Genomic DNA, 11,978 nt, shown 5'->3' on the forward strand with positions numbered 1-11,978 from the left:
GGAAATAATTAGTTTCAGTTTAGCATATTCAAATCAAGTTGACGCTCTTTGAATGAAGAGAATGTGATCACCATTCCCGCCATTCTTCCGTCACGTCATCTGTTGTCTCATAACCAGCTAGAACGGCACCGGCTTGTATGAAGTCGTACAATTCCTCACGCTCGACCGTCTCGATGAAATGGTCGTGTTCTTCATCAATTTCGTTTAAACGCAATACGACGTCGCGGACGGCCGTTAACACGTTTACTTCCGTCCCGTCTGCATGTGTCAAGGCGGTCACGTACCGTCGGAGCACGGCATCGACTGCAAAGATGATTTCGATGGTATACACGTCATCTCCCTCGTTCATCCGGTTTTCCCAGATTAGTGTCGGGCGCTCGGCCCATAATCGTTCAACTTCCATATTAGGTGTCTCCTTTAAAATGGAACATCATCTTCCACTCTATCTTAACAAATAAGTTTGGTATGATAGAGAGAAAAGGGGGACTGTCCGTGCGGTATTGGGATCATTTCAAACGAGCCTTCATTCCGATCGCGCTCATCTTGATCGGATTAGCCATCTTTTATACATTATCGGCTCGAGGCAACCTGGCATTGACTGTTCTCGGGGCGGCTATTGTCGGCGTCATCTTATTTTTAGTGATGCGTCATATGAATCGGGTCGAAGAAGATTAACGAGAACACGTTTGCGGTTCTCGTTTTTTGTTGTCGATGAGATTTTTTGGGTACACTACATAGTAAGGAGGGATTTATTATGGCAAAAGCTACATTTGCGGGAGGCTGTTTTTGGTGTATGGTCAAACCGTTTCATAAATATGAGGGGGTCGAGCGCGTCATTTCCGGCTATACGGGCGGACATGTCGACAACCCGACCTACCAACAAGTCTGTTCAGAGACGACAGGTCACCTAGAGGCAATCGAGGTCACGTTCGATCCGGAAGTCATCTCGTACGAGGAACTGTTGCGCATCTATTGGCGTCAAATCGACCCGACCGATGGTGGCGGACAGTTCAACGATCGGGGTGAATCGTATCGACCGGCGATTTTCTATCATTCAGAAGAACAGCGTGCGGCGGCTGAACGATCAAAACAAGAAATCGAAGACTCAGGCCGCTTCGATCGACCAATCGAAGTGGAGATTCGCCCAGCGAAGACGTTCTGGGAAGCAGAAGACTACCATCAGGACTATTACAAGAAAAACCCATTCCGTTATGAGATGTACCGGGTCGGTTCTGGCCGGGCCAAGTTCGTGAAAGAAGCGTGGAGTGACAAGAAGATTCAGAAAGAATTGAAAGATCGTCTGACGCCGATGCAATATAAAGTCACGCAAGAGAACGGCACCGAGCCTCCGTTCCAAAACGAATATTGGGATGAGGAGCGTGAAGGGCTGTATGTCGATGTCATCGATGGGACACCGCTCTTCACGTCGCGCGATAAATTCCAATCGAATTGCGGTTGGCCGAGCTTCGCGCGTCCAATCGAAGAGAAGCGCATCGACATGAACATGGACACGACGCACCATATGGTCCGGACGGAGGTCCGTTCGAAGGGAGCCGACAGCCACCTCGGCCACTTGTTCGATGACGGTCCGAAAGAGCTGGGTGGCTTGCGCTACTGCATCAACTCGGCAGCGCTCCGTTTCATTCCAAAAGAAGAACTTGAGTCTGCAGGTTATGGAGAGTACAAGCACTTATTCGATGCGTGAAGGAGAGAAGGCCATGTTCACATCCGTCAAACAACAGATCCGTCGTGAGACGCTCGCGACCGTATTGGACTATTACGACAAATCGATTCGGAATCTATCGGAAGCCGCCAGAGATGAGAAGTATAACAAGATGAGCGCGACGCCGTTCTCGTTTTTCCGTGGGAGTTCGCACTTGTTCTATTACGACTTTGCGAAAGTGCCGCTCGCGTTCGATACGGATGCGTCCCATCCGACGTTCATTCAAGGAGATCTCCATTTTGAGAATTTCGGTGTGTTCGAAGATGGCGCCGGGACAATCATTTACGATGTGAACGATTTTGATGAGGCGTATCTCGGCTCTTATTTGTTTGACGTCCTGCGCATGGCCATCTCAGTTGACTTGTTTGCCGCCGAGTCAGGTTTTGACGCGACTCGTGCCATCGAGACATATGCTGACACGTATGCACGCGCAATCGAGCGCTACGCGAACGGGAAAGACGAGGAAGTCCAGTTCACGAAAGCGAACACGTGCAAAGCAATCAAGAAAGTGATTAAAAAGGCCGAGAAGAAGAAAGACGCGTTCATGGCCGAGCGGACGGAAGTGCGGGACGAGGAGCGCTACTTTGCGACGAGTGACGACCTCGTTCCGGTCAGTCCGAAGACGGAGAAGCAAATCAAGCAGGCATGGCCGGACTATTTGTCGTCGTTATCGGAGAAACATCGCCATCACGCCGACCATTACGAGATTAAAGATATCGCCATTAAACGTGAGAGTGGCACCGCTTCGATTGGGCTCGAACGCTATTATATTTTGATTGAAGGCGCGGACGAGGAACATGACGAGGATATCATCCTGGAAATGAAACAAGCCCAATCGGCCGTCCCATCTCTCTTCTTACCGACGCATCCATTGTTTGAGGACGGACTATCGCATCAAGGAGCCCGCGTCATCGCGGCCCAGCGTGCCATGGTGCACAGTCGTGACCCGTATCTCGGCTATTTGACGATTGATGGGAATGAATACTACGTCCGTCAGCGGTCACCGTATAAGCGAAAAGTGAAAGCGAAGCACATCAAGAATGAGGAATCGCTTATCGAGACGTTGAAAGTGCAGGCGGAAATCACCGCCAAGATCCATGCCCGGGCCGACGCGGATGCGAACGTGCTTGATTATGAGGCGAGTGAACGCATCGCGGCGGCCATCGGCGTGTCACGCCCGCTATTCATCCGTCAAATCACAAGGTGGTCTCAATTTTACGCCAATCAAGTCCGGTTTGATTTTGAAGCATTCCAGACATGGCTCACGACGCGCTCGGAGACTCACGTCTGAACGAGCATCGGACTTGCGGCCAGCCCCTCGTTTGCTTCAGAATGGAACGGTAAAGGATGTGTGCGATAGATGATTACGGAACAACAGGTCATCCTGCAGATGAAGCAAGTGATGACACAAATCGAACAGTCGAGCGGAGAGACGCAGAAGCGCCATTTGGCCAAGCTGATGGGGTATTGCGAGCTACTGCTCGCTGATTCGGCTCCGACGCAACAAGCTGCGGTTCCCGTGGCCCAACCGGTCGAGTCTAAGCCGCCGCTCGATCGTCAGATGGCGGCGTTCCTTGGAATTCCGCTTGAAGAAGAGAACAAACCGAAAACCGATTCATTGCTCGACTTTTAAGCTGTGCCCTGAGGCACAGCTTTTTTTGTGAGGCGTTCGCGTTGACTTGTATACCATAGGGGGTATATTGAGATTAACTAAAATACACCCAACGGAGGCGTGACTATGCTTGATTTCTTGTTTGTTGCAGTAGTGATCGGATTGATTTATTTTTGGTGGACGAAGCGAAACAGCGTCAACACGGTGTCGACCGATGAGTTGAAACGGAAAATCGCGGAAGAGCGGAACATTCAATTGCTCGACGTCCGAGAACCGCACGAATACCGAGGTGGGCATATCAAGCAAGCGAAGAACGTGCCACTCTCTGGCTTCGGCAATGCGAGTGCCCAGTATCCAAAAGATCAAGCCCGTCCGGTCTATGTCATCTGTCAGAGCGGGATGCGAAGTCAACGAGCCGCCGCCATGTTGAAGAGCGCAGGTTATACGGACGTCTATTCGGCCAAAGGTGGTATGAATTTCTGGCGTGGATAATGAGAACAGCTCTAGCCGAACAATATGTTCAACTAGAGCTGTTTTTTTGGTACGCATCCACATCATTTCAGTTTGAGGGCCTGCATAATTTGCTTCGGCACGTCAGTGTTATCCAGAACGCCAGTGAAGCGGTCGTGCTGAGGACCATAGGCATACAGTGGGACGTCCACACCCGTGTGTTGTGACGTCGTCCAACCAACGTAAGCGCGTTTGCTAATGATTTCATTCAGTACGAGCGTGCGTTTTGGCGATTCGGCCGCTTGGATTGCCTTCACTTCTGCTTCCGTCAGCGTGAGTGACGTATATCGTTCGACGACGTCCCGAACATTCGTCAGCGACTCATCAAACGAATCGACCATAAAATCGCCCGTCGCCGTGACCGAACGAAGCACTTCTGGTTTGGCCACGTACTCATTATAACCGCCGACCGACATGCCTCCCGTATCGTGATCGCCTGCGACGACGACAAGTGTCTGTTTGTCCTTCATGGCGAATTGGATGGCTTTCTGGAAAGCGTCATGGAATGCTTCAGAATCTTTCATCGCCCAAGCGGCATCGTGGGCGTGACCGGCCCAATCGATTTGACTGCCCTCAACCATTAGAAAGAAGCCATCTTTGTCTTGGTTAAGGGATGTCAAAGCGGCCGTGGTCATCTCGGCAAGGCTCGGTTCCTCGGTCATCTCACGGTCGAGTTCTGGTGCCATCGCCTCTGGTGCGAACAGACCGAGCAACTTCGAAGCGTTCGCAGTTTCAAGCTCGTCTGCATTCGTTGCATACGTATACCCAGCTGCCTCCGCTCGAGCAATCAAATCTTCTTTTTGCAAGCCGCCTTCTTGTTCAGTAGTGAAATAGTTTTGACCGCCACCGAGCAAGACGTCCACCTCGAGCTCATCCATATATTGTTTGGCGATCTCGGCCTCGCTCGCGCGCGACGCGACGTGTGAGGCGAAAACGGCCGGCGTCGCATGGGTGATGGTCGACGTGGCTACGAGTCCGGTCGCTTTTCCGATCTGATTCGCTTTTTCGAGCACTGACGTCAGTTCCTTGCCGTTCGGGTCCATGCTGATTGTGCCGTTGTTCGTCTTCACGCCGGTCGCCATCGCTGTCCCGGCGGCTGCAGAATCGGTCACTTTCGAGTTCGCGGAATACGTCCGCATCATCCCGGTCAAATGTTGATCGAGTGTAGTCTCTTCCTCGTCCGCATACCATCGATAGTTGGTGGCGTAAGATGCGGAGTATCCGTCCGGAATCATAAAAATCACATTTTTCACTTGCTTCTGGTTATGTTTGGCGTTCGCGCCAGCTTCTGGTTGAATCCCGCTTCCGCCAACGACCGCGCCGGCCGTTAAGCCGAAAGCGAGCGTCCCAATCATCCATTTTTGTTTGCTCATTTGTCTGCCTCCTGCATATGTAATCACTACAGTCCTCACTATAAAAAACAAATGTAATTGTTCCATTTCCCTTTTTTTTAGAATCTGTAAAAAAAGATGGGACCACTTGTAAGCACCAGACTTTATGCCTAGTGACGTTTCCGCTTTCGATTTTCAGGGGAATCTGCTACGGTAGGAACATAGGAAAGAGAGAGGGGACCAGACAATGGCAGTCATTTTATTTGATATCGATGGGACGCTCGTCGACACGACCGGACCGATGACGCAAGCGATTCACGAGGCGTTGGAGCAACTTCCGCATTTACCGAAACCGAGTGAGGATGCGGTCCGTTCCGGTTACGGGTTGGCCGGCAACGCATTTTGGGAACATGTCATCCCGGAAGCGACGATTGAAGAGATTCGCCAAATCCGCAAGTTGCGGCATGAGACGCTCGAGCGGGCGATGGAAGGACAGCTCGTCTTGTTCGACGGCATCTATGAGATGCTCGAGGCGCTTCATAAAAAAGGGCATACGTTGACGACCGCGAGCAACTGCGGCGTCCATTATTTGAACCTGATTCTTGACTCGCAAAACATTCGCCAGTTCATGACGGCGCCAGAATGCCTCGAATCCGTAAGTGGTGAGAAAAAAGCCGACATTTTGACGGCGCATCGCCTCCGTCACGGCGAGAACGACTATGTGATGGTCGGGGACCGGAAATCGGATGTCGAAGCGGCTCGGGCCCATGACTTCCCGGTCGTCTTGACTGGCTTTGGGTTTGGAAACGAGGATGAATGGGCTCTCGCAGATCATGTGATTGCGACGCCGAACGACTTGATTACGTATATCGAATCATAAAAAATTCCGGTTGAACATCGCGTTCAACCGGAATTTCTTTAAAGGCCAAGCGAGATATATTTGATTTCCAAAAATTCTTCGATGCCATGGTGACCACCTTCACGTCCGAGACCGCTCTGCTTCCACCCGCCGAACGGTGCTTGCGGTGTCGACGGGAGACCGTCATTGACTCCGACGATGCCGTATTCGAGCGCTTCGGCCAAATAGAGGGCCTCGTTGATATCTTGTGTGAACACGTAGGCGGCGAGACCGAACGGGGTCGCGTTCGCCCGCTCAATCACTTCCTCGAGCGTATCGAACGACGCGATTGGGGCGACGGGGCCAAACGTCTCCTCGTTCATACATAGCATATCCTCATTCGCATAGCGGACGACGGCCGGTCGGACGAACAATCCGTCGAGCTGTTCGCCACCCGTGATTTCCCCGCCCCGGATTTGGGCGTCTTCCAAGTGTTTCATCACTTTATCGACCGCAGCCTCGTCGATGAGCGGGCCGATGTCTGTCCCTTCATCGAGTCCGTTCCCGACTTCGAGCGCTGCGACGGCCTCAATGAACTTTTCAGAGAACACATCGACAATGGACTGCTCGACATAAATCCGATTGGCGCAGACGCACGTCTGTCCGCCATTACGGAATTTCGTGGCGACGGCTTGCGGGACGGCCTTGTCGAGGTCTGCCTGCGCCGTTACGATGAGCGGGGCGTGACCACCGAGCTCGAGCGAGATTTTCTTCATTGTATCGGCGGCGCCGCGCATGAGCGTCTTGCCGACCTCGGTCGAACCGGTGAACGTCAGCTTGCGGACACGGGGATCGTGTTGCCACGCATTCACGATGTCAGACGCTTTCCCGGTGACGAGGTTGATGACACCGGGTGGGAAACCGGCTTTCTCGGCCAGCTTGACGAGTTCAATGGCCGTCAGCGGCGTCGCCGATGCCGGTTTCAGGACGACGGTGCAGCCTGCGGCCAGAGCCGGTGCGAGCTTTCGGGTGATCATCGCCGCCGGGAAATTCCAAGGCGTGATGGCGGCGACGACGCCGACCGGTTGCTTGATGGCGAAGATGCGCTTCTTGTTCGACGAGGCGGGGATCGTCTCGCCGTACACCCGTCGTCCTTCGGCGGCGTACCATTCGATGAAGCCGTTCGCATAGCGGACTTCGCCGATGGCTTCTTGCAAAGGCTTGCCTTGCTCTTCGACCATCGTTCGAGCGATGGCTTCCGTATGTTCTTCAATCAGGCGGTTCCATTCAAGCAGGAGGGCGCCACGTTCTTCGGCCGTTTTCTCTTGCCAGTCCTTCAAGGCGTCGTGTGCGGCATCGACAGCCTGTTTCGCTTCGGCCGTGTCACTCTTTGTCACCGTGGCCATGATGTTTCCGGTGGCGGGGTTCCGCACCTCAATCGTGTCCGATGTATCAATCCATTCTCCATTGATGAAATTGTTCTCCACTCGCATCTTGATTTCCCCTTTCGTCTAGGTCACATTGTAAAAGTACCCGTTTTCAAAAATCATACACAATTTTACAAAGAGGAGGGGTCGCCATGTGGATCATCATCGTAGGTTATGTTGTCGGCAGTATCCTGGGCGGGCGCTTGTATGGCATGTGGAGTGGACAGCATCTCGCTACGACCGGTTCGGGGAACACCGGTGCCCGCAATGCGTTACGCACGGGCGGGAAGCAAGCCTTCTTGTTCGTTTACGGATTCGACGTCTTGAAGACGGTACTCGTGTTGTCGATCAGCGGTCCATACTTTTTTGAGACTGGGCTCGCCTTGACGCTTGGCCACATTTATCCGATTTGGCATATTCGCTCCGGGGGGAAGGGGTATGCCGTGTTTTCTGGAATTATATTAGCGTACAGCCCGCTATGGTTTATCGGGGGACTGCTGCTGTTGCTACTTTTGATCAAACTGACGCGTAACTCGCGCGAGACGGGGCTCGTCATGCTCGTGCTCCTGCCGCTCGCGGCGTGGGGGGACGCAACAGATGTCGGATTGGCCAGTTTGACGATGCTACTCATCGTGTATCACCACATAAGGGGGAAACAACGTGCTTGAATTCCGAAGAGCGACGCCGGAGGATGCCGCGGCGATTCACCGACTGAACTATGAGACGTTCGTCGAAGAAATCCCGCAGCACCATCCAAACGCGGAACGACTTCTCGTCGACCGTTTTCATGACACAAATACATATTGGATTGGGTTGGCGGACGGACAGCTCGTCGCCATGTGTGCCATCCGGGACAAGCATCCGTTCTCGCTCGAACAAAAAGGCGTGACGCTGCCGCCGGGAGAATGGATTGAAGTCCGACTATTGGCTGTGACGCCCGCCTACCGGAACACGAGGACGTTTGCCGGACTTATGCGAGCGATGCTTATGGAAGCGACAGACCGGGGCGTAGAAGGAATCGTCATCAGCGGGACGGTACGCGAACAGAAGCTATATCGACGGTTCGGGTTTATCCCGTTCGCAGAACCGGTCGGGACGGCGGAGGCGTTATACGTGCCGATGCAGTTGACGCGCTCTGGGTTCATGCAGTCAGAGACCGCTCCAACGTTGCGACCAAAGCTACTCCTCGCCGGGCCCGTCGAACTGTCGAATCAAGTGCGCGCCGCGCTTGCCGCTCAGCCGGTATCACATCGGTCGGCTGAGGCCAGCCGTTTGCTCCATTCGGTCCAGTCGCGGCTGAGCCATCTCGTCAAGTTGCCTCATGTCTACACATTACTCGGCAGCGGGACGATTGCGAACGATGCCGTCGCCGCACAGTTAAGCGGACGTGGCGTAATCATCGACACAGGGGAGTTCGGACGGCGGTTGATTGACCATGCCAACCGGGCTGGTCTTGAATTTGATGTCATCCCGCTTTCGGCTGGGTGTCGTCTCGATTTAAAGCGAATCGGACAACATGCACCAAATTGGATTTGGACGGTCCATTGTGAGACGTCTACAGGCAAGCTGGTTAATTTAGACCAGTTGCGTCAGTACGCACAAATGTATCCCACGAAGATTGCGATTGATGCCATCAGTGCGGTCGGGACGAAAGTGACCGACTATTCGTTCGCGCATCTGGTGACGTTTGTCTCGGGGAAAGCGTTACGGAATGCACCAGGGTTGGCGTTTATCGCCATGCGAGATCGAGCCGTCCCGAACCCAATGATTCCACGGTATTTAGACTTGGCTAGCTATGACCCAATCGCCTTCACGCAATCGGTTCCGCTCATTCAAGCGATGGACATCGCTTTGAGCGAGTTGACAGATGCAGAGATTGCGACACATCAATCGAAACTCGATGTATTCGTGCATGAACTGGTGCGCCGCGGTATACCGGTTGAACTCGGAGACGACCAAGCGCCGGGCATTTTTTCGCTCACGCTGCCAGACACACTATCTTCGATTGAGCTAGGGCATCAATTGGCGTTTCATGGCTATCAAGTCCAGTACGAGAGCGTTTATTTGCGGCGCGCGAACTGTCTCCAAGTCGCGACGATGGGATGGACGACTGAACGGGATTTGCAGCAAGTCGCCGCCTATATCGGGACGTGGCTCCAGAAAAAAACCGCCACTCCAGAGAGTGACGGGTTCAGACGCGGAAATCTTGGCGGGCCAAATGACGAATCTTTCGACCGAGGCGTCTTGAGTTGAAATAAGCGATGACCGAGACGACGCCACCTGACCAGAACAGCCACTCATCCGGTCGGAGATAGCCGAAAAGCCCGACGACAAGGCCGAGGATAATCAAGCCGGCGTTGAATGTTTGACGATGGAGCAGTTCTTTCGACTCAAGCTCACGTTGGAACATCGCTTGTTCGGACAGGCGCTTCCGGGTCGGTTCTTTTAAATAGTTATCGAGGAGCGGCGGGACGTTCAGCAACTTTTTACCGTAATTGAGTGCCGTCATGACGTAACGGTTTTGAATTGTCGTGCCGTCTGCCTCGAGCCATTGAATGACAATCGGTTTACCGAGCGTAAACAAATCGATTTTCGAATCAAGGATTTGTAAAATCCCGAGCAAGGTCGAGGCGGCTCGACCGAAGAACGCGAACTCGGCTGGCAATTGAATCGGCTCGTTCTTGACGAGCAACTGGATGTCCTGCAACACTTTTTCAATCAATTTCGTGTCGACCGTATCGATATCGGTCTCTAAATAGAACGTGACCGCTTTCTCGAGCGCCTGGCGGATGTTGTGCTTGTTCGCCGTCGGCAACAAGAAGCGCAAGTCTTCGAGGCCGTCGACGACCCCGTCATAATCGAGCGAGATGAACGCCTGCAGGATTTTACGGATGGTCGCCATATCTTGTGGTGTCGTCGAGCCGACCATTCCGAAATCGAGCAGGATGATTGTGCCATCGGCCCGGATTTGCACGTTACCCGGGTGTGGATCGGCGTGAAATTTCCCGCCGAACAACAGCTGCTCGGCCGCCATCGTGAATAAGCGTTCGGCCAGGGCGGAGCGATCGATGTTATTCTCTTTCAAGAACGCGAGATCGGTGATGCGACGCGCATCGACCCAATCCATCGTCAACACTCGGTTTGAACAGAGATGATCATAATAGTCCGGTATGTAGACGTCCGGATTTTCGGCGTACTTCGCTTTGAAATATAGGGCATTTTTTAATTCAGTTTGGAAATTTAATTCATCCCCGATGACAAAAATCATTTGGCGATATAAGCTATCTAAGTCGGTCGATTTTGCCAGCGAGGTCCGCTTGAGCATCGTCGTGACGATTCGCATCGCTTTAAAGTCGGTCCGAATGATTTTTTCGATGTCCGGACGCTGGATTTTCAGAGCGACACGCTTCCCGGTCTCAAGCAGGGTCGCGCCGTATACTTCCCCAATCGAAGCGGAGGCGACGGCATCGATGCCGACGTCTTTTACGACTTGTGTGTAAGGGACGCCCCATTCTGCTTCCAAGATGGCGCGGGATTTGTCCCAGCCTGAAGTCGGAACGCGATCGACGAGCTCCGACAATTCGTTTAAAACGGACGGGGGCAACAAGTCGGCTCGAATCGATAAGAATTGGCCAAGCTTGATTAGCAGCCCCTCGAGTCGGAGCGCATTTCGCTTATACTCGCGGGCGAGATTCAACATGAGTGTCTCGTATTCTTCGGTCGACGCGAGACCTTGCTGCTGTTTGCGTGAGAAGGCGTAAATTTTAATGATGAATCGGGCGAACATTGTGACGATAATCCATATGCGGAACAAGGCGATTCGTTTCATAAAGTACCGACATCCTTTACAAGCAGTCGCTCGACTGGTCTGATTTTTTGTATCTTAACTTTACCACAGAATGCTTTCAAGAAAGGGCAAGGGATGTTTATGGAGTGGGAATTACTCAACGTCGTCGGGACGATCGCGTTCGCGGCGAGCGGAGCCATCATCGCGATGGACGAAAAATATGATATTTTTGGGGTGTGGTTGCTCGCCTTTACGACAGCCTTCGGCGGCGGAGCAATTCGAAACGTCTTGCTCGGCAACCCCGTCAGCTTGATTTGGCAACAAAATGATCTCTTCATCCTTTGTTTTCTTGTCGCGTTGCTCATCTTCCTGCTGCCGAGCGTCGTCTTGCCCCATTGGGAACGCTGGGGCGTCATCGTCGATGCCATCGGGCTCGTCGCCTTCGCATTTCAAGGCGCACAAATCGCCATCAAGCTCGATTTACCATTATCGGCAGCGATTGCGGCTGCCGTCTTGACAGGTGTCGGTGGGGGTGTCGTCCGTGATTTATTGGCCGGCCGTAAGCCGATCGTCTTACAATCGGAAGTATATGCAATTTGGGCCATCATCATCGCGGTCGTCACGTATTATTTCAGGCTTGAAGGTGGGCTTGCGGTGTATGCGTTATTAATTGTCGTGGCGACGCTTCGAGTGATATCCTACTATCGAAAGTGGAATTTACCTGCACGCAAAGTGCGATAAGGGGGAAAT

Annotated in this window: 13 protein-coding genes; 9 read left to right on the forward strand and 4 right to left on the reverse strand. The window is 52.9% G+C overall.

Translation table 11 applies throughout. The features are described from left to right. Nucleotides 1-67: 67 nt before the first annotated feature. On the reverse strand, nt 68-403 hold the full coding sequence (locus KNP72_RS11775) for a hypothetical protein (protein WP_214833506.1): 336 nt from the start codon (nt 401-403) through the stop codon (nt 68-70). 89 nt (nt 404-492) lie between these two features. On the opposite strand from KNP72_RS11775, the gene KNP72_RS11780 reads away from it, so the two are divergent. The 5 genes from KNP72_RS11780 (at nt 493) to KNP72_RS11800 (ending at nt 3,827) form a co-directional block, all read left to right on the forward strand. Continuing rightward, a complete protein-coding gene (locus KNP72_RS11780; RefSeq protein ID WP_021065984.1) occupies nt 493-675 on the forward strand; it encodes a hypothetical protein in 183 nt (60 codons plus the stop codon). Nucleotides 676-754: 79 nt separating this feature from the next. Then, on the forward strand, nt 755-1,705 hold the full coding sequence (msrA, locus tag KNP72_RS11785) for a peptide-methionine (S)-S-oxide reductase MsrA (protein WP_214719120.1): 951 nt from the start codon (nt 755-757) through the stop codon (nt 1,703-1,705). A 13-nt stretch (nt 1,706-1,718) separates the two neighbouring features. After that, nucleotides 1,719-3,014 carry a DUF2252 domain-containing protein gene (locus KNP72_RS11790; protein ID WP_214719125.1) on the forward strand — a complete coding sequence of 432 codons (1,296 nt, stop codon included), beginning with the start codon at nt 1,719-1,721 and terminating at the stop codon, nt 3,012-3,014. A 69-nt stretch (nt 3,015-3,083) separates the two neighbouring features. Beyond that, entirely contained in the window at nt 3,084-3,356 is a 273-nt protein-coding gene (locus tag KNP72_RS11795) for a DUF5327 family protein (protein ID WP_214719126.1), read from the forward strand. A 105-nt stretch (nt 3,357-3,461) separates the two neighbouring features. Continuing rightward, nucleotides 3,462-3,827: a rhodanese-like domain-containing protein gene (locus KNP72_RS11800; RefSeq protein ID WP_214833462.1), complete on the forward strand. Its 366-nt coding sequence runs from the start codon at nt 3,462-3,464 to the stop codon at nt 3,825-3,827. 62 nt (nt 3,828-3,889) lie between these two features. Here KNP72_RS11800 and KNP72_RS11805 read toward each other — a convergent pair whose 3' ends face one another. Next, on the reverse strand, nt 3,890-5,218 hold the full coding sequence (locus KNP72_RS11805) for an alkaline phosphatase (protein ID WP_214833465.1): 1,329 nt from the start codon (nt 5,216-5,218) through the stop codon (nt 3,890-3,892). A gap of 205 nt (nt 5,219-5,423) precedes the next feature. Between KNP72_RS11805 and KNP72_RS11810 the strand changes: the two genes are divergently transcribed. After that, complete coding sequence (locus tag KNP72_RS11810) at nt 5,424-6,056, forward strand: HAD family hydrolase (protein WP_021065989.1); 633 nt, start codon at nt 5,424-5,426, stop codon at nt 6,054-6,056. Nucleotides 6,057-6,094: 38 nt separating this feature from the next. On the opposite strand, the gene KNP72_RS11815 is transcribed toward KNP72_RS11810, so the two are convergent. Beyond that, on the reverse strand, nt 6,095-7,507 hold the full coding sequence (locus KNP72_RS11815; RefSeq protein WP_214833468.1) for an NAD-dependent succinate-semialdehyde dehydrogenase: 1,413 nt from the start codon (nt 7,505-7,507) through the stop codon (nt 6,095-6,097). An 86-nt stretch (nt 7,508-7,593) separates the two neighbouring features. Between KNP72_RS11815 and KNP72_RS11820 the strand changes: the two genes are divergently transcribed. Together KNP72_RS11820 and KNP72_RS11825 are read left to right on the forward strand one after the other, a co-directional pair. Further along, a complete protein-coding gene (locus KNP72_RS11820; RefSeq protein WP_214719132.1) occupies nt 7,594-8,109 on the forward strand; it encodes a glycerol-3-phosphate acyltransferase in 516 nt (171 codons plus the stop codon). Further along, nucleotides 8,102-9,694 carry a GNAT family N-acetyltransferase gene (locus KNP72_RS11825; protein ID WP_214833471.1) on the forward strand — a complete coding sequence of 531 codons (1,593 nt, stop codon included), beginning with the start codon at nt 8,102-8,104 and terminating at the stop codon, nt 9,692-9,694. Before KNP72_RS11820 ends, KNP72_RS11825 begins: the two co-directional genes overlap by 8 nt. On the opposite strand, the gene KNP72_RS11830 is transcribed toward KNP72_RS11825, so the two are convergent. Then, complete coding sequence (locus tag KNP72_RS11830; protein ID WP_021065993.1) at nt 9,633-11,270, reverse strand: ABC1 kinase family protein; 1,638 nt, start codon at nt 11,268-11,270, stop codon at nt 9,633-9,635. The genes KNP72_RS11825 and KNP72_RS11830 overlap by 62 nt on opposite strands. Nucleotides 11,271-11,363: 93 nt before the next feature. Between KNP72_RS11830 and KNP72_RS11835 the strand changes: the two genes are divergently transcribed. Continuing rightward, nucleotides 11,364-11,969: a trimeric intracellular cation channel family protein gene (locus KNP72_RS11835; RefSeq protein ID WP_214833474.1), complete on the forward strand. Its 606-nt coding sequence runs from the start codon at nt 11,364-11,366 to the stop codon at nt 11,967-11,969. Nucleotides 11,970-11,978 lie beyond the last annotated feature (9 nt).

This window comes from Exiguobacterium sp. s152, from assembly GCF_018618335.1.
Lineage (GTDB): Bacteria > Bacillota > Bacilli > Exiguobacteriales > Exiguobacteriaceae > Exiguobacterium > Exiguobacterium chiriqhucha.